General features: G+C 65.4%; 19 protein-coding genes and 1 tRNA gene. All 20 read right to left on the reverse strand.

From position 1 onward, the window contains the following. Positions 1 to 8: 8 nt before the first annotated feature. Positions 9 to 605 carry an NUDIX hydrolase gene (locus VES41_RS11205; protein ID WP_324816613.1) on the reverse strand — a complete coding sequence of 199 codons (597 nt, stop codon included), beginning with the start codon at positions 603 to 605 and terminating at the stop codon, positions 9 to 11. 4 nt (positions 606 to 609) lie between these two features. Beyond that, a complete protein-coding gene (locus VES41_RS11210) occupies positions 610 to 918 on the reverse strand; it encodes a DUF2818 family protein (RefSeq protein WP_324816614.1) in 309 nt (102 codons plus the stop codon). Between the two features lie 10 nt (positions 919 to 928). Next, complete coding sequence (nuoN, locus tag VES41_RS11215; protein ID WP_324816616.1) at positions 929 to 2,416, reverse strand: NADH-quinone oxidoreductase subunit NuoN; 1,488 nt, start codon at positions 2,414 to 2,416, stop codon at positions 929 to 931. A 27-nt stretch (positions 2,417 to 2,443) separates the two neighbouring features. Beyond that, positions 2,444 to 3,919 (reverse strand): NADH-quinone oxidoreductase subunit M, encoded by a 1,476-nt coding sequence (locus VES41_RS11220; protein WP_324816618.1) that lies wholly within the window; start codon positions 3,917 to 3,919, stop codon positions 2,444 to 2,446. Between the two features lie 25 nt (positions 3,920 to 3,944). After that, the gene (gene nuoL, locus VES41_RS11225; protein ID WP_324816619.1) at positions 3,945 to 5,978 is read right to left on the reverse strand and encodes an NADH-quinone oxidoreductase subunit L; all 2,034 of its coding nucleotides are present in this window, start codon (positions 5,976 to 5,978) and stop codon (positions 3,945 to 3,947) included. Positions 5,979 to 5,992: 14 nt separating this feature from the next. Beyond that, entirely contained in the window at positions 5,993 to 6,301 is a 309-nt protein-coding gene (gene nuoK, locus VES41_RS11230) for an NADH-quinone oxidoreductase subunit NuoK (protein WP_324816620.1), read from the reverse strand. Beyond that, positions 6,298 to 6,960, reverse strand: a complete 663-nt coding sequence (locus VES41_RS11235) for an NADH-quinone oxidoreductase subunit J (protein ID WP_324816622.1) — start codon at positions 6,958 to 6,960, stop codon at positions 6,298 to 6,300. The genes nuoK and VES41_RS11235 overlap by 4 nt, the downstream gene beginning before the upstream one ends. Before the next feature lie 38 nt (positions 6,961 to 6,998). Then, positions 6,999 to 7,517 (reverse strand): NADH-quinone oxidoreductase subunit NuoI, encoded by a 519-nt coding sequence (gene nuoI, locus VES41_RS11240; RefSeq protein ID WP_324816624.1) that lies wholly within the window; start codon positions 7,515 to 7,517, stop codon positions 6,999 to 7,001. A 17-nt stretch (positions 7,518 to 7,534) separates the two neighbouring features. Continuing rightward, positions 7,535 to 8,611, reverse strand: coding sequence for an NADH-quinone oxidoreductase subunit NuoH (gene nuoH / locus VES41_RS11245; RefSeq protein ID WP_324816626.1), 1,077 nt, complete (start codon positions 8,609 to 8,611; stop codon positions 7,535 to 7,537). Next, positions 8,608 to 10,773: an NADH-quinone oxidoreductase subunit NuoG gene (gene nuoG, locus VES41_RS11250; protein ID WP_324816628.1), complete on the reverse strand. Its 2,166-nt coding sequence runs from the start codon at positions 10,771 to 10,773 to the stop codon at positions 8,608 to 8,610. The genes nuoH and nuoG overlap by 4 nt, the downstream gene beginning before the upstream one ends. A gap of 16 nt (positions 10,774 to 10,789) precedes the next feature. Continuing rightward, complete coding sequence (gene nuoF, locus VES41_RS11255) at positions 10,790 to 12,130, reverse strand: NADH-quinone oxidoreductase subunit NuoF (protein ID WP_324816629.1); 1,341 nt, start codon at positions 12,128 to 12,130, stop codon at positions 10,790 to 10,792. Beyond that, on the reverse strand, positions 12,130 to 12,669 hold the full coding sequence (gene nuoE / locus VES41_RS11260; protein WP_414719099.1) for an NADH-quinone oxidoreductase subunit NuoE: 540 nt from the start codon (positions 12,667 to 12,669) through the stop codon (positions 12,130 to 12,132). The genes nuoF and nuoE overlap by 1 nt, the downstream gene beginning before the upstream one ends. Continuing rightward, positions 12,666 to 13,919: an NADH-quinone oxidoreductase subunit D gene (locus VES41_RS11265; protein WP_324816631.1), complete on the reverse strand. Its 1,254-nt coding sequence runs from the start codon at positions 13,917 to 13,919 to the stop codon at positions 12,666 to 12,668. The genes nuoE and VES41_RS11265 overlap by 4 nt, the downstream gene beginning before the upstream one ends. Positions 13,920 to 13,935: 16 nt before the next feature. Further along, a complete protein-coding gene (locus tag VES41_RS11270; RefSeq protein ID WP_324816633.1) occupies positions 13,936 to 14,544 on the reverse strand; it encodes an NADH-quinone oxidoreductase subunit C in 609 nt (202 codons plus the stop codon). Positions 14,545 to 14,568: 24 nt separating this feature from the next. Further along, positions 14,569 to 15,048 carry a NuoB/complex I 20 kDa subunit family protein gene (locus VES41_RS11275; RefSeq protein WP_068644562.1) on the reverse strand — a complete coding sequence of 160 codons (480 nt, stop codon included), beginning with the start codon at positions 15,046 to 15,048 and terminating at the stop codon, positions 14,569 to 14,571. Positions 15,049 to 15,063: 15 nt separating this feature from the next. Further along, on the reverse strand, positions 15,064 to 15,423 hold the full coding sequence (locus VES41_RS11280) for an NADH-quinone oxidoreductase subunit A (RefSeq protein WP_324816635.1): 360 nt from the start codon (positions 15,421 to 15,423) through the stop codon (positions 15,064 to 15,066). 55 nt (positions 15,424 to 15,478) lie between these two features. Next, positions 15,479 to 15,563: transfer RNA gene (locus tag VES41_RS11285), tRNA-Leu, on the reverse strand. A gap of 126 nt (positions 15,564 to 15,689) precedes the next feature. Then, complete coding sequence (gene secG, locus VES41_RS11290; RefSeq protein ID WP_324816636.1) at positions 15,690 to 16,127, reverse strand: preprotein translocase subunit SecG; 438 nt, start codon at positions 16,125 to 16,127, stop codon at positions 15,690 to 15,692. A gap of 28 nt (positions 16,128 to 16,155) precedes the next feature. Next, a complete protein-coding gene (gene tpiA, locus VES41_RS11295; RefSeq protein ID WP_324816637.1) occupies positions 16,156 to 16,935 on the reverse strand; it encodes a triose-phosphate isomerase in 780 nt (259 codons plus the stop codon). A gap of 6 nt (positions 16,936 to 16,941) precedes the next feature. Beyond that, a complete protein-coding gene (locus VES41_RS11300; RefSeq protein WP_324816639.1) occupies positions 16,942 to 17,949 on the reverse strand; it encodes an NAD(P)H-quinone oxidoreductase in 1,008 nt (335 codons plus the stop codon). Positions 17,950 to 17,977: the final 28 nt, after the last annotated feature.

Consider the following 17,977-nt stretch of genomic DNA (forward strand, 5'->3'; position numbering starts at 1 on the left):
TGGGGCGATTATCCCGCGTGAGTGCCCGGCGGCACCGCCTTCCATTCGAGTGGCCATGCTCCGGACAGGTGCTGGCTCAGCCACAGGGCGCACGTCAGGCTCTTGGCGTCGGTCAGGGTGCCATCGCGGCACCAGCCGAGCACTTCTTCGACCGGCGCGGCGAAAACGTCCAGGAACTCGCCATGGTCCAGTTGCCGCTCGCCGGCCGTCAGGCCGCGGGCAAAGTAGATGTGGATGATCTCGGTGGAATAGGCAACCGCCAGGTGCATCGCACCTGCATGGGCCCACTCGGCGGCGCGGTAGCCGGTTTCCTCGAGCAGTTCGCGCTGGCCGCAGGCCAGCGGGTCCTCGCCCGCGTCCAGCTTGCCGGCCGGGAACTCCACCATGACCCGCTCGACCGGATAGCGGTATTGGCGCTCCAGCACGACGCGCCCGTCGTCCAGCAGCGGCACCACCACGACAGCGCCCGGATGCACCACGTATTCGCGCGTGGCGCTGTGGCCGTCCGGCAGGCGGACCGTGTCGCGCCGGGCTTCAAGGAAATGCCCCTTGAACAGCACCTGGCCGTCGGTACGTTCTTCCCTCAGGTGTGCGTCGTCGTTCATGGTTTCAGTTCCGATGTTTGAGCAGGTAGCGCCAGGTGAAACCGGGAAACGCCAGCACCAGGAACAGGCAGGCCGAGACCGCGTAGAACTCCCAGCCCTGCGGATAGATCTGGCCCAGCCGCCGCTCGAACAGCAGCCCGACGCCGCCGGCCAGGAAGAACAGGACGACCAGTTCACCCAGGCGCACGGCGAGCAATTTGCGCGCCGGGCCGAGCGGTATCACGCCGAACAGCCGCTCGTTGACGAACGGGAGGTTGGCCGCCACGAGTGCAAGCACCAGCACCAGCCAGACCGACGCATTCAGCGACGTCACGCCGCGGGCTTCAGGTGGCCAGCGTGGCCACGATGGCGTTGGCGCACAGCGTCATCAGGCCGCCCGGGACGATGCCCAGCACCAGGATGAGCGCACCATTGAGCGTCAGCACCGTGCGCACGTCGCGGGGGGCCGACACGGTGGCAGCCGTGACCGGCGCGTCGAAGTACATGACCTTGACGACGCGGATGTAGTAGAACGCACCGACCAGCGAAGCCAGCACCGCGAACACGGCCAGGCCGACGTAGAAGGCCTGGCCCGAGGCAATCAGCGCCTGCAGGATGGCCAGCTTGGCGTAGAAGCCGACCAGCGGCGGGATACCCGCCAGCGAGAACATGGCGATCGCCATCACGCCGGCATACAGCGGACTGCGCTGGTTGAGGCCGGCCAGGTCGGTGATCTCCTCGCTCTCGAAGCCTTCGCGGGCCAGCAGCAGGATGATGCCGAAGCTCGCCAGAGTGGTCAGCACGTAGGTGATCACGTAGAACATCGCGGCGCTGTAGGCGAACTGGGCGTTGTACGTGTTGTCGTTGACCACGCCGGCCACCAGGCCGAGCAGCATGAAGCCCATCTGCGCGATGGTCGAATAGGCCAGCATGCGCTTGAGGTTGGTCTGCGCAATGGCTGCGAAATTGCCCACCAGCAGCGAGGCGACAGCCAGCACCGTGAGCATCTGCTGCCAGTCGATGGCCAGCGGCAGCAGGCCTTCCACCAGCAGGCGGATGATGATCGCAAAGGCGGCCAGTTCCGGCGCCGCACCGATCATCAGCGTGATCGCAGTGGGCGCGCCGTGGTAGACGTCCGGCACCCACATGTGGAACGGCGCCGCGCCCACCTTGAATGCCAGGCCGGCCACGATGAACACCAGCCCGAACACGAGCACCTGGTGCTTGACCGAGCCGCTGGCGATGACCTTGTAGACCTCGTTGACGTCGAGTGTGCCGGTGGCACCGTAGACCATCGACAGCCCATACAGCAGGAAGCCGCTGGCCAGCGCGCCGAGCACGAAGTACTTCATGGCCGCCTCGCTCGCCAGGACGTTGTCGCGGCGCAGGGCGACCAGCGCGTAGCTCGACAGCGTCAGCAGTTCCAGGCCCAGATAGATCAGCAGGAAGTTGCTGCCCGAGATCATCACGAACATGCCCAGCAGCGCGAGCATGCTCAAGGTGAACAGCTCGCCGCCGCGCAGCATCTCGCGGTCCGCCGCATAGGGTCGGCCATAGACCAGCGTGACCATCAGCGCCAGGGTGGCGAAGCACTTGAGCCAGTTACCCATCGGGTCGCTGACCACCATGCCGCCGAAACCGAAGATGGTCTTGCCCGCGACGGCGTTGGCGCCGGTCAGGAACGCGACCACCACCAGCGTGAGGAGGGTCAGGACATAGGTGCGGGTGCGGCGCGCATCGGTGCCCGCCAGGTCGACCAGCGCAATGATGCAGGCCATGACCAGGAGCACGACCTCCGGGTAGACCGCGATCCAGCTGAGTTTGTCAATCATCTCGTTCTCTTGTTCGTCACACGGCCGTCAGGGGAGCTTGGAGATCGCCACGTGGCGCAGCAGCTCGGACACCGAGGCATCCATCACGTCGGTGAAGGGCTTGGGATCGATACCCATCCACAGCACCGCGATCGCCAGCAGGGCCAGCATCAGGAATTCGCGGCCGTTGATGTCCGTCAGTTCCTTGACGTGATCGTTGCCGATCGGGCCCAGATATACGCGCTTGTACATCCACAGCGTGTAGGCGGCGCCGAAGATCAGCGCGGTCGCGGCCCCCAGGCCGATCCAGAAGTTGGCCTTGACGGCACCCAGGATCACCATCCACTCGCCCACGAAGCCCGCGGTAGCCGGCAGGCCGCAGTTGGCCATGGCGAACAGCAGCGCGAAGGCGGCGAACTTCGGCATGGTGTTGACCACGCCGCCGTAGTCGGCGATCTGACGCGAATGCACCCGGTCGTACAGCACGCCGATGCACAGGAACATGGCGCCCGAGACGAAGCCGTGGGCGATCATCTGCACGATGCCGCCGGCCACGCCCAGCTCGTTGAAGATGAAGAAGCCCAGCGTGACGAAGCCCATGTGCGCCACCGACGAATAGGCCACGAGCTTCTTCATGTCCTGCTGCACCAGCGCGACCAGGCCGACGTAGATCACCGCGATCAGCGACAGCGCGATCATCAGCCATGCCCATTCGTGGGCGGCATCCGGCGCGATCGGCATCGAGAACCGGATGAAGCCGTACGCGCCCAACTTGAGCATGATCGCTGCCAGCACCGCGGAGCCGCCGGTGGGCGCCTCGACGTGCACGTCCGGCAACCACGTGTGCACCGGCCACATCGGCACCTTGACCGCGAATGCGGCGAACAGGGCGAAGAAGATCAGCGTCTGCGCGTGGGCGCTGAGCTTGACCTGGTGCCAGTCGAGGATCTCGAAGCTGCCACCGGCCGCGTTGTACAGGTAGATCAGCGCGACCAGCAGCAGGAGAGAGCCCAGCAGCGTGTACAGGAAGAACTTGAAGGCCGCGTAGATCCGGTTCGGACCGCCCCAGATGCCGATGATCAGGTACATCGGGATCAGCGTGGCTTCGAAGAACACGTAGAACAGCACGCCGTCGAGCGCGGTGAACACGCCGATCATCAGGCCCGACAGGATCAGGAACGCGCCCATGTACTGGTTGACGCGCTCGGTGATCACCTGCCAGGCGGAGATCACGACGATCAGGGTGATGAACGCCGTCAGCAGCACGAACCACAACGACAGACCATCCACGCCCAGGTGGTAGTTGATGTTGAAGCGCGCGATCCAGGGGGCGCGCTCGACGAACTGCATCGCCGCCGTGCCCAGCTGGAAGCCGGTGTACAGCGGGATGGTGACGATGAAGCTCAACAGCGAACCGGCAAGCGCGATCCAGCGCACCAGCGGCGCGCGGTCGTCGCGACCGAAGGCGAGCAGCACGGCGCCGAAGGCGATCGGCAACCAGATGGCAAGACTCAGCAAACCCATTTTTCTTTTTCTCCAGCGCCGCCGCTTATCGCTTGAACCATACGAAATACGACATCAGCACGAACACGCCGAGCAGCATGGCGAATGCGTAGTGGTAGATGAAACCCGATTGGAAGCGGCGGACCACGCCGGCCACGCGGCCGACCAGCTTCCATGACCCGTTGACGAGCGCGCCGTCGATCAGGCCCTGGTCGCCGCCCTTCCACAGGCCCAGGCCCAGGCCGCGTGCGGCACGCGCGATGACGTTCTCGTTGAACCAGTCCATGTAGTACTTGTTCTCGAACAGCACGTAGACGGGACGGAAGGCGCGGGCGATCGCCTCGGGCACCGCCTGGTTGACCAGGTACATGTACCAGGCCGCCACCACGCCGGCGAGGGCCAGCCAGAACGGCCAGGCGGTCAGTCCGTGCAGCGCCATCGCCATCGGGCCGTGGAAGGCCTCTTCCATCTCGTGCATCGCCGGGTGGCGCGCCGCGTCGATGAAGATCGAATCCTTGAAGAACTCGCCGTAGAGCATCGCGTCGATCGCGAAGTAGCCGATGATCACGGACGGGATGGCCAGCAGAACCAGCGGGAGCGTCACCACCCACGGCGACTCGTGCGGCTTCGCGTGCTCGTCGTGATGCCCATGATCGGGCTCGTCGTGCGCATCATGGTGATGGGCGTCGGGGTTCTGGTCGTAGCGTTCCTTGCCGTGGAAGACCAGGAAGTACATGCGGAACGAGTAGAAGGCCGTGATGAACACGCCCGACAGCACCGCGAAGTAGGCAAAGCCCGAGCCCCACAGGTGGCTCTCGTGCACCGCCTCGATGATGCTGTCCTTGGAGTAGAAGCCCGAGAACAGCGGCGTGCCGATCAGCGCCAGCGAACCCACCAGCGAGGTGATCCAGGTGATCGGCATGTACTTGCGCAAGCCGCCCATCCACCGGATGTCCTGGTTGTGGTGCATGCCGATGATGACCGAGCCCGCTCCCAGGAACAACAGCGCCTTGAAGAAGGCGTGCGTCATCAGGTGGAACACCGCGACCGAATAGGCCGACGCGCCCAGCGCCACGGTCATGTAGCCCAGCTGCGACAGCGTGGAATACGCGACCACGCGCTTGATGTCGTTCTGGATCATGCCCAGGAAGCCCATGAACAGCGCCGTGATGGCGCCGATCACCAGCACGAACGACAGCGCCGTGTCGGACAGCTCGAACAGGGGCGACATGCGCGCCACCATGAAGATGCCGGCCGTCACCATGGTGGCGGCGTGGATCAGCGCGGAAATGGGGGTCGGGCCTTCCATCGAGTCGGGCAGCCACACGTGCAGCGGAAACTGCGCGCTCTTGCCCATGGCGCCGATGAACAGGCAGATGCAGGCCACCGTCAGCAGCATCCAGTCGGTGCCCGGCAGGGTCAGGCCCGCCAGCTCGGTGCGCTTGGCGAACACCTCGCCGTAGTTGAGCGAGCCGGCGTAGGCGGCCAGCAGGCCGATGCCCAGGATGAAGCCGAAGTCACCCACGCGGTTGACCAGGAAGGCCTTCATGTTGGCGAAGATCGCCGTCGGCTTGGTGTACCAGAAGCCGATCAGCAGGTACGACACCAGGCCCACCGCCTCCCAGCCGAAGAACAGCTGGAGCATGTTGTTGCTCATGACGAGCATCAGCATCGAGAAGGTGAACAGCGAGATGTAGGCGAAGAAACGGTTGTAGCCCTCGTCTTCCTCCATGTAGCCGATGGTGTAGATGTGCACCATCAGCGAGACGAAGGTGACGACGCACATCATCATCGCGGTGAGGCCGTCGACCAGGAAGCCGACCTCCATCTTCAGGCCGCCGACCATCATCCATTCATAGATGGTGGCGTTGAAGCGGGCACCGTCGACGACAACGCTGAAGAGCGTCATTGCGGAGATGACGAAGGCGATCGCCACGCCAAGGATGGTGACCGAGTGGCAGGCACGCCGGCCCAGCAGGTTGCCGCCGAACTTGGTGCCGAAGATTCCGGCGATGACGGAGCCGACCAGGGGTGCCAGCGGAACGGCCAGCAGGGTGGATGCAGACAGGGTTGCGCTCATGAATGTCTTGCCTCTCAGCCCTTGAGCGCGTTGAGCTCGTCGACGTTGATGGTCGACCGGTTGCGGAACAGCAGCACCAGCAGCGCCAGCCCGATCGCGGACTCGGCGGCCGCCACCGTCAGGATGAAGAACACGAAGACTTGTCCGTGCATGTCACCCAGGTAGTACGAGAAGGCCACGAAGTTGATGTTGACGGCGAGCAGCATCAGCTCGATCGCCATCAGCAGGATGATCAGGTTCTTGCGGTTCAGGAAAATGCCGATCACCGACAGCGCGAACAGGATCGCGCCGAGCGAGAGGAAGTGTCCGAGTGAGAGGGTCATGCCTTTGCTCCCGGTTGTGCCGGATCGGCGGCGGCTTCGGCCGGTGCGCTCTGGGCGGCCCGCGTGGCCGGCATCTGGACGACGCGCACGCGGTCGCGTGCCTTGACGCGCACGGCGTCGCTCGGGTTGATGGCCTTGCTGTCCTTGCGCTTGCGCAGCGTCAGCGCGATGGCGGCGATCATCCCGACCAGCAGGATCACCGCGGCAACCTCGAGCGGATACAGGTATTCGCTGTAGAGCAGCTTGCCCAGTTCGAGCGTGTTCGATGCGCCCGGGGCTGCTGCAAGCGCGGCGCCACGCGGTGCGCCATCCATGCGAAAGCCCCCCATCAGCACGGCGGCCATCTCCAGCGCGATGACCGCGCCAACGGCCGCTGCCAGCGGGAAGTGCTTCCAGAACCCCTGGCGCAGCCCGGCGACGTCGATGTCCAGCATCATGACGACGAACAGGAACAGCACCATCACCGCGCCAACGTAGACCAGCACCAGCGTGATGGCGAGGAATTCGGCGCGAAGCAGTAGCCAGATGGCCGACGCCTGGAAGAAGGTAAGCACCAGGTACAGCGCCGAATACACGGGGTTGCGCGCGGTGATGACGCGGAAGGCTGCGAACAGCAGCACCGCTGAAAATAGGTAGAACAGGCCGGTCGTGACGTCCATGGTCGAGCGTTTTCTTGTGGGGACAGGGCCGGTCCGCGTCAGCGGTACTTGGCGTCGGCCGCCTTGGCGGCGGCAATTTCGGGCTCGTAGCGGTCACCCACGGCGAGAAGCATGTCCTTGGTGAAGTACAGGTCGCCGCGCTTTTCCCCGTGGTATTCGAAGATCTGCGTCTCGACGATGGAATCGACCGGGCAGCTCTCTTCGCAGAACCCGCAGAAGATGCACTTGGTCAGGTCGATGTCGTAGCGCGTGGTGCGGCGCGAACCATCGTCGCGTACGTCCGACTCGATCGTGATGGCCAGCGCCGGGCAGACGGCCTCGCACAGCTTGCAGGCGATGCAGCGCTCTTCGCCGTTCTCATAGCGGCGCAACGCGTGCAGGCCGCGAAAGCGCGGGCTCAGAGGCGTCTTTTCCTCGGGAAACTGAACCGTGATCTTGCGGCTGAAGGCGTACTTGCCGGTCACGGCAAGCCCCTTGAACAGCTCGACGAGCATGAAGGACGAGAGGAAGTCCTTCAGCGAGAACGGGGCGGCAGCAATGCTTGAATTCGTGGACATGATGGTTGTTCTTCCCGTCATTTCCAGATGTTGAAGGGGGTCTGCATCCAGGCACCGACCACCACCAGCCACACCAGGGTGACCGGAATGAAGATCTTCCAGCCCAGGCGCATGATCTGGTCATAGCGGAAGCGCGGGAACGTCGAGCGAACCCAGAGGAACATCGTGACCACGCAGAAGGTCTTGATGCCCAGCCAGATCCAGCCCGGGATGAAGGAGAGGAAGTCGAACGGAGGCAGCCAGCCGCCGAGGAACATGACCACGCACAGGATCGAGACCAGCCACATGTTGGCGTACTCGGCCAGGAAGAACATGGCGAAGCTCATGCCCGAGTACTCGATCATGTGGCCGGCGACGATTTCCGACTCGCCTTCCACCACGTCGAAGGGGTGGCGGTTGGTCTCGGCCAGGCCGGAGATGAAGTACACGAGGAAGATGGGCAGCAGCGACAGCCAGTTCCACGACAGGAAGCCCACGCCCATCGAGGCGAAGTGGCCCTTGCCCTGGCTGGTCACGATGTCGGTCATGTTGAGACTGGCCGTCACCATCAGGACCACCACGAAGCAGAAGCCCATGGCGATCTCGTAGCTCACCATCTGTGCCGAGGCACGCAGCGCGCCCAGGAAGGCGTACTTCGAGTTCGACGCCCAGCCGGCGATGATCACGCCATACACCTCGAGCGAAGTGATGGCCATCACGAACAGCAGACCGGCGTTGATGTTGGCCAGCGCCACATCGGGGCCGAAGGGAATGACCGCCCACGCGGCGAGCGCCGGCATGATGGTCATGATCGGGCCGAGGAAGAACAGGCCCTTGTTGGCCACCGTCGGCGCGATGATCTCCTTGGTCATCAGCTTGAGCGCATCGGCGATGGGCTGCAGCAGGCCCATCGGGCCGATGCGGTTGGGACCCACGCGAATCTGCGTGAAGCCGATCGCCTTGCGCTCCCACAGCGTCAGGTAGGCCACCGCCAGCATCAACGGGATGACCACGATGACGATCTTGATGAGCGTCCAGATGACGGGCCACGCGATACCGGTCCACCAGCCTGCAGAAGCCAGGCCTTGGCCGAAGCCGTAGATCGAGTCGATCATGCCAGGGCCTCCTCGGCGTTGGCGCCTGCGGCAGCACCTGCCTGGCGGGCGCGGCGCGCATCGGCCGTCAGTTGCAGCGAAGGCGCACGTCGCACGATGCCGTCGAGCTGATAGATGCTTGCAACCACCGGAGCGGGCTGAGGCTGCTGGACCAGCGCCGGCGCGGCCGCGGTGGCATTGCCCAGACGGCTGGCAGGCACCTGGCCGGCCACGCCGGCTGCCTGGAGCACTTCAGCCGTGCTCTCATACTCGAAGCCGGACAGCCCCAGCAGGTTGCCGAGCACGCGCAGGACCTTCCATGCCGGCCGGGTCTCGCCCATGGGCTTGACCACCGCGTGGAAGCTCTGCACGCGGCCTTCGGCGTTGACGAAAGTGCCCGGAGTCTCGGAGAACGGCGCGATCGGCAGCAGCACGTCGCTGATGTCGAGATTGGCTTTGAAGGGGCTGAGCGTCACGACCATCTGCGCCTTGGCCACGCCGTCGGCGGCAGCCGCGCCGCCCGCCGCGTCGAACGCGGGCTCGACGTTGACCAGCAGCGCGGCCTTGAGGCCGCCTGCCAGCATCTGCGCGGCATTGAGGCCGTCACGCTGAGGTTGAGCACCCACCCACTGCGCGCCCACGGTGTTGGCGGCTTCGGTCAGGTAGCCCACCGTGGCGCCGGTCTCGGCGCCGATCCAGTTGGCCAGCGCCAGCAGCGCATCGGCCTGCGCATGGTGCGCCGCGGCATTGCCCAGCAGCACCGCCTTGCGCTCGCCGGCCAGCAGCGAATCGGCAACGGCGCGCGCGGCGTCATCCGCTTCGACGCCAGCCAACGGCGCGGCCACGCCCTTGGATTGCGCCACGGCGGCGGCAACGCGGCCGAGCACGGAAACCCATTGATCTGCCTCGACCACGGCAGCCTGTGCCACCTGGATGGCCCAGGCGTCGCGGTCGGCGAACAGGTCCTGCGAGGTGATCACGCTGAGCGCCCCGCCCTTGCGCACCGCCTGGCGGATGCGCTGCGCGAACAGCGGATGGTCCTTGCGCAGATTGCTGCCGACCACCAGCACGCGCTGGAGGGTCGACAGCGAGGCGATGGAAGTGCCCAGCCAGCGCACGCCCTCGTCGGCGCCGAACTGCGCCCGGCGCAAACGGTGATCAATGTTGTCGCTGCCCAGTCCGCGCACCAGTTGGCCGGCCAGGATCAGCTCTTCCAGCGTGCTGTGCGGGCTCACCAGCGCGCCAATGCTGGCGGCGCCGTGGTCGGCCTTGATCTGCTTGAGTCCATTGGCCACGTATTCGAGCGCGGTCTGCCAGTCGACGGCCTGCCACTGGCCGCCCTGCTTGAGCATCGGCTGCGTGAGGCGCTCGGGGCCGTTGAGCGCTTCGTAGGAGAAACGGTCGCGATCGGCGATCCAGCACTCGTTGACGTCTTCATTCTCGAGCGGCACCACGCGCATCACGCGGCCACCCTTGACCTGCACGATCAGGTTGGCGCCAGTGGAATCATGCGGGCTCACCGACTTGCGGCGCGACAGCTCCCACGTGCGGGCGCTGTATCGGAACGGCTTGCTCGTCAGCGCACCGACCGGGCAGATGTCGATCATGTTGCCCGACAGCTCGGAGTCGACCGAGTCGCCGACGAACGTCTCGATCTCGGAATGTTCGCCGCGGTGCGACATGCCCAGCTCCATCACGCCGGCGACTTCCTGGCCGAAGCGCACGCAGCGGGTGCAGTGGATGCACCGGCTCATCTCTTCCATGCTGATGAGCGGACCCACGTCCTTGTGGAAGACGACGCGCTTTTCCTCGTCGTAGCGCGAGGACGAGCCGCCGTAGCCCACGGCCAGGTCCTGCAGCTGGCATTCGCCGCCCTGGTCGCAGATCGGGCAGTCGAGCGGGTGATTGATGAGCAGGAACTCCATCACCGACTGCTGGGCCTTGATCGCCTTGTCGCTCTTGGTGCGAACGATCATGCCCTGCGTGACCGGCGTGGCGCAGGCCGGCATCGGCTTGGGTGCCTTTTCGATGTCGACCAGGCACATGCGGCAGTTGGCCGCGATGGAAAGCTTCTTGTGATAGCAGAAGTGTGGAATGTAGGTGCCTGCCTTGTCGGCCGCATGCATGACCATGCTGCCTTCGGCGACTTCCACCTTCTTGCCGTCGAGTTCGATTTCAACCATGGGTTCTTTTCCGGTCTCAGACCTTGGCCGTTGCCTTGGGAACGTAGCCGGGGATCATTGCCTCGAACTCGTGCCGGAAGTGCTTGATCATGGCGCGCACCGGCATCGCGGCGGCATCGCCCAATGCGCAGATGGTGCGGCCCTGGATGTTGTCGGCCACCGAGTTGAGCAGGTCCATGTCGGTGGCCTTGCCCTCGCCCCGGTGGATGCGGTCGACCAGGCGCCAGAGCCAGCCGGTGCCTTCGCGGCACGGCGTGCACTGGCCGCAGGACTCGTGCATGTAGAAGTACGACAGCCGCTTGAGCGACTCGACCATGCAGCGGCTGTCGTCCATCACGATGACCGCGCCCGAGCCCAGCATGGAGCCGGCCTTCGCGATGGAATCGTAGTCCATCGTGCATTCCATCATGATGGAAGCCGGCAGCACCGGCGCGGACGAACCGCCCGGGATCACCGCCTTGAGCGTACGACCCTTGCGCACACCGCCGGCGAGCTCGAGCAGCTTGGCGAACGGCGTGCCCATCGGCACTTCGTAGTTGCCCGGCAGCTCGACGTCGCCCGAGACCGAGTAGATCTTGGTGCCGCCGTTGTTCGGCTTGCCGCATTCAAGGTAGGCCTGGCCGCCGTTGTTGATGATCCAGGGCACCGCGGCGAAGGTCTCGGTGTTGTTGATCGTCGTCGGCTTGCCATAGAGGCCGAAGCTGGCCGGGAACGGCGGCTTGAAGCGCGGCTGGCCCTTCTTGCCCTCGAGCGACTCGAGCAACGCGGTTTCCTCGCCGCAGATGTAGGCGCCGAAGCCATGCGCGGCATGCAGCTGGAAATTGAAGCCGCTGCCCATGATCTTGTCGCCGAGATAGCCGGCGGCGCGGGCTTCTTCCAGGGCTTCCTCGAAGCGCTCGTAGGTCTGGAAGATCTCGCCGTGGATGTAGTTGTAGCCGATGCTGATGCCCATCGCGTAGGCAGCGATGGCCATGCCCTCGATCACGATGTGCGGGTTGAACTGCAGGATGTCGCGGTCCTTGCAGGTGCCCGGCTCGCCCTCGTCCGAGTTGCACACCAGGTGCTTCTGCCCGGGGAACTGGCGCGGCATGAAGCTCCACTTCAGGCCGGTCGGGAAACCCGCGCCGCCACGGCCGCGCAGGCCGGAGGTCTTGACCTCGGCGATCACCTGGTCGGGGGTCAGGCCCTCGGTCAGGATCTTGCGCAGCGCCTTGTAGCCGCCGCGCGCCTCGTAGTCGGCCAGGCGCCAGTTGGTGCCGTCGAGCCCGGCATAGATCTGCGGCTCGATGTGGCGATCATGGAAGCAGGTCTGCACCCCCGTCGCCTGGAACTGGGCCAGGACTTGTTCGGCACTCATCATGACGCTTTTCCTTCGACGCTGGCGCGCAGGCCATCGACCAACTGGTCCAGCTTGTCGTCGCTCATGAAGCTGCACATGGTGCGGTCGTTGACGAGCATCACCGGCGAGTCGGCGCAGGCGCCGAGGCATTCGCTTTGCTGCAGCGTGAACAGGCCATCGGCGGTCGTCTCGCCCATGCGGATGCCCAGCTTGCTCTCGAGGTGATGCAGCGCCCGCTGGCCATCGCGCAGCTGGCACGGCAGGTTGGTGCAGACGTTGAGCTTGAACTTGCCCAGCGGCTGCTGGTTGTACATGTTGTAGAAGGTGGTGACCTCGTGCACGGCGATCGGCGGCATGCCGAGGTACTCGGCCACCTCGCGCTCACGCGCGACGCTCACGAAACCATCCTGCTGCTGCACGATCGCCAGGCAGGCCATCACGGCGGACTGCTGCTGGCCGGGCGGGTACTTGGCCACCTCGCGCGCAAAGCGCTCGAGCGTCGCCGCCGACAGCGGCGCCTGGGTGCTGGCCTGGTCGGTATTCATGTGTTCACTCATCGATCGATCTCGCCGAACACGATGTCCATGGTGCCGATCACGGCCACGGCATCGGCGATCATGTGGCCGCGCGACATCTCGTCCAGGGCCGCCAGGTGGGCGAAGCCGGGCGCACGGATCTTCAGTCGGTACGGCTTGTTGGCACCGTCGCTCACGAGGTAGATGCCGAACTCGCCCTTCGGGTGCTCCACCGCCGCGTAGGCCTCGCCCGGCGGCACGTGGAAGCCTTCAGTGAAGAGCTTGAAGTGGTGGATCAGCTCTTCCATGTTGGCCTTCATGGATTCGCGCGAAGGCGGGGCCACCTTGTGGTTGTCGGTGATCACCGGCCCCGGATTGTTGCGCAGCCAGGTCGAGCATTGCGCAATGATCCGGTTGGCCTGGCGCATCTCCTCGACACGCACCAGATAGCGGTCGTAGCAGTCGCCCGTCTTGCCCACCGGGACGTCGAACTCCATGCGGTCGTACACGTCGTACGGCTGCTTCTTGCGCAGATCCCATTCGACGCCCGAGCCGCGCAGCATGGCGCCGGTGAAGCCCAGGTTCAGCGCGCGCTCGGGAGAAACCACGCCGATGCCGACGGTGCGCTGCTTCCAGATGCGGTTGTCGGTGAGCAGCGTCTCGTACTCGTCGACCATCTTCGGGAAACGCTTGCAGAAGTCGTCGACGAAGTCGAGCATCGAGCCCTGGCGGTTCTCGTTGAGCTTGGCGATCGCCTTGGCGTTCCTGATCTTGCTTGCCTTGTACTGCGGCATGCTGTCGGGCAGGTCGCGGTAGACGCCGCCCGGGCGGAAGTAGGCCGCATGCATGCGCGCGCCGGACACCGCCTCGTACAGATCGAACAGGTCCTCGCGCTCGCGGAAGCAGTAGATGAGCATGTTCATCGCGCCGCAATCGAGGCCGTGCGCGCCGAGCCACAGCAAGTGGTTCAGCAGCCGGGTGATCTCGGCGAACATGACGCGGATGTACTGCGCGCGCAGCGGCACTTCCAGCCCGAGCATTTTTTCGATGGCCAGGCAGTAGGCGTGCTCGTTGCTCATCATCGAGACGTAATCCAGCCGGTCCATGTAGGGCAGCGACTGGATGAAGGTGCGCGTCTCGGCCAGCTTCTCGGTGGCACGGTGCAGCAGCCCGATGTGCGGATCGGCGCGCTGGATGACTTCGCCGTCGAGTTCCAGCACCAGGCGCAGCACGCCGTGGGCTGCAGGATGCTGCGGACCGAAGTTGAGTGTGTAGTTCTTGATTTCAGCCATTGAGCTCAGCCGCGGGTCAGTGCAGACCGCCGTAGTTGTCTTCGCGAATCACGCGGGGCGTGACCTCGCGCGGCTCGATGGTCACCGGTTGGTAGATCACGCGCCGCTGCTCGGGGTCGTAGCGCATCTCGACATGGCCCGAGACCGGGAAGTCCTTGCGGAAGGGGTGGCCGATGAAGCCGTAGTCCGTCAGGATCCGGCGCAGGTCTTCGTGGCCTTCGAACACGATGCCGTACAGGTCAAAGGCCTCGCGCTCGAACCACACCGCGGCGTTCCAAACGGCACTGACCGAATCGACGACCGGCAGGTCGTCGTCGGGCGCGAACACCGTCAGGCGCACGCGCTGGTTGAGACTGACCGACAGCAGGTGGCTGACCACGCCGAAGCGCAGGCCATCCCATTCGCCATCGCGCCAGCTGGAATAGTCCATGCCGCACAGGTCGATCAGCTGCTCGAAGCGGCAGCCGGGCGCGTCGCGCAGCATGCGCGCGACCTCGAGGTAGTCGGCAGCGCCGACCACCACGCTGACCTCGCCCAGCGCCACGCTCACGCGCTTGGCCTTGGCGCCAAGCACCTCGGTGAGGGTGGCCTGCAGGGCCTCGGGGGAAATTGCGAAATCGCTCATCATCGGCATCCTTGCGCGGGGCCCTCAGGCGCGCGCAATCGTGTTGGTGCGGCGGATCTTCTGCTGCAACTGGATGATTCCGTACAGCAGCGCTTCCGCCGTCGGGGGGCACCCGGGAACGTAGACGTCGACGGGCACGATGCGATCGCAGCCGCGCACCACCGAATAGCTGTAGTGGTAGTAGCCGCCGCCGTTCGCGCACGACCCCATGGACAGGACCCAGCGCGGCTCGGGCATCTGGTCGTAGACCTTGCGCAGCGCCGGCGCCATCTTGTTGCACAGCGTGCCGGCCACGATCATCAGGTCGGACTGGCGCGGGCTCGGGCGGAACAGCATGCCGAAGCGGTCGATGTCGTAGCGGGCAGCGCCCGCGTGCATCATCTCGACGGCACAGCATGCCAGGCCGAATGTCATCGGCCACAAAGAGCCGGTCTTGGCCCAGTTCACCACCGTGTCGTACGTGGTGGTGACAAAGCCTTCCTTCAGGACGCCTTCAATGGCCATTTGCGTAGTTCCTCGTCATTCCCAGTCCAGCGCGCCCTTCTTCCACTCGTAGACGAAGCCCACGACGAGGATGGCCAGGAAAATCATCATGGCCCAGAAGCCGACGGCGCCGATTTCCTTGAGCGCGATTGCCCAGGGAAAGAGAAATGCAATTTCAAGATCGAACAGGATGAAGAGGATGGCGACCAGGTAGTAGCGCACATCGAACTTCATGCGGGCATCTTCGAAAGCCTCGAAGCCGCATTCGTATGGGGAGTTCTTCTTGTCGTCCGGGCGATTGGGGCCCAGGAGGAAGCCGATGAGCTGCGGTGCGACTCCTACACCGACTCCGACCAGGATGAACAAGAGGACGGGGAGATAGGAATCGAGGGTCATCGGGGGTTCTTTACCGCTTGCCACTGGCAGGAAAGACTTCCCTGCCAGTGATATTTGGTGCCGTCGGCGAGACTCGAACTCGCACAGCTTTCGCCACTACCCCCTCAAGATAGCGTGTCTACCAATTTCACCACGACGGCTGTCTGTGTATGCCCGGATGGCATGAGGACCCAAGGTGTTAACTCTGGGCGTTGGCTTTCCGGGCAGCTTTAGAGTTTACCCTGAAATACAGTCGTTCCGTCACGACTGCACACAAGATCACACCATCACTTGCTCGGAATCTGGTCGGCGCTGCCGGCCGCGGGGGCGGCGGCGCCTGCCGGCTTCGTGGCATCGGCCGGCGCCGGCGCGGCGGAAGGCGCTGCGTTCGACGGAATTTCCGATGCGGGAGCGGCCGGCGCAGGCGCGGGCACGGCCGGCTGGGTCGCCGCGCGCTCGAGCAGGCTGTCACCGCCGGCGGCAGGGCGGGAATGGCCCAGGTAGGCCAGGCCCAGCGTGCAGCAGAAGAACACGACCGCCAGCACAGCCGTGGTGCGCGACAGGAAGTTCGCGCTGCCACTGGCGCCGAACAGGCTGCCGGAGCTGCCGCTGCCGAAGGCGGCGCCCATGTCGGCGCCCTTGCCATGCTGCAGGAGGATCAGGCCGATCATGGCCAGGGCGGACAGCATCTGGATGCCGACCAGCACATTCATCATCACGTTCATTCGTTCTTACTCCGGATTTCTTTTTCTCTCATGCGCGCGGCGCGGACATGGCCTGGTTCGCCGCGGCGATGATCTGCAGAAAGTCGGGCGCCTTGAGGGACGCGCCGCCGATCAGTCCGCCGTCGATGTCGGGTTGCGCCAACAGTTGCGCGGCATTGGCGGCATTCATGCTGCCGCCGTAGAGGATGCGGATGCCTGCCGCATGGTCGCCCGCCGCATGGTGCAGTTGGGCGCGCAGCAGATGGTGGACCGCCTGCGCCTGCTCGGGCGTGGCGGTCTTGCCGGTCCCGATGGCCCACACCGGCTCGTATGCCACCACGATCTCGCTGATGCAGTGGCCGTTGTCATGGATCACCGCGGCCAGCTGGCGCTTGACGACCTCGTCGGTCTGGCCCGCCTCGCGCTGTTGCAGGGTCTCGCCCACGCACACGATCGGAGTGATGCCATGCCGCAACGCCATGGCCGCCTTGGCCGACACCGCCTCGTCGCTCTCGCCGTGGTATTGGCGGCGCTCCGAATGGCCGACGATGGCGTAGCGCACGCCGAACTCCTGCAGCATGCCCGCCGACTGCTCGCCGGTGAAGGCCCCGCTGGCGTGGGCGGAAACGTCCTGGGCGCCCAGCGCGATCGCGCTGTCCTTGGCCAGCGACTGAACCTGGGACAGGTACGGCGCAGGCACGCAGACGGCAACGTCGCAGGCCGGGCTGTCCAGGCCGCCCACCAGCGCCTTCACCAGCGCCTCGTTGGCGGCAAGGGTGCCGTTCATCTTCCAGTTGCCGGCGACCAGCTTTTTCTTGTGCATCGTCATGGGTCGTCAGGCCCCCTGCCAATCCAGGACGATCTTGCCGATGTGCTGATTCGACTCCATCAGCACGTGGGCTTGGCTGGCGCCGGTGGGCTCGCCGCCCGCGGCGAACGTGCTGTGGATCACCGGACGCACCGCGCCACTCTCCAAAAGCGGCCACACCGTCTCGCGCAGCGCCTTGGCGATGGCGCCTTTGAAGGCCACCGGGCGCGGCCGCAGCGTCGACCCGGTAATCGTCAGGCGCCGGCGCAGCACGTGGCCGGCATCGAACCCGCTCTTCACGCCACCCTGGATGGCGATGATCACCAGCCGGCCGTCGTCGGCCAGGCAGGTGACTTCGCGCGCCACGTAGTCGCCTGCAACCATGTCGAGGATCACATCGGCGCCCTTGCCGCCGGTGAGTCGCTTGACCTCCTCGGCAAAGTCGGTGTCGCGGTAGTTGATGGCATGGTCGGCACCCAGGCGCTTGCAGGCCTCGCACTTGTCGTCGCTGCCGGCGGTGACGATCACCGTCGCGCCCAGCGCCTTGCCAAGCTGGATGGCGGTCACGCCGATGCCGCTGGAGCCGCCCTGCACCAGCAGGGTCTCGCCCTTCTGCAGGCGGCCGCGGTCGAACACGTTGCTCCACACGGTGAAGAAGGTCTCGGGCAGCGAAGCTGCCTCGATGTCGCTCCAGCCCTTGGGCACCGGCAGGCACTGCGCCACCGGCGCCACGCACAGCTGCGCATAGCCGCCGCCAGCCACCAGGGCGCAGACGCGGTCACCGACCTTGAGGCCGGCTTCGCGCATCGCAGCGGCGTCGCCGTCGACGATTTCGCCGGCCACTTCGAGACCGGGCAGGTCCGAGGCGCCCGGCGGCACCGGGTAGTGGCCCTTGCGCTGCAGCACGTCGGGCCGGTTCACGCCGCTGGCAGCGACGCGGATCAACAGTTCGCCGGCACCCGCGGTCGGATCCGGGCGCTCGACCTGGCGCAGCACGTCGGGTGCACCATAGGACGCAATCTCGATGGCTTTCATGATCTCTCTGGCGACAAGGCCGCCGGCG

This window comes from Variovorax sp. (genome assembly GCF_035634955.1).
Taxonomy (GTDB): Bacteria; Pseudomonadota; Gammaproteobacteria; order Burkholderiales; family Burkholderiaceae_C; genus Variovorax.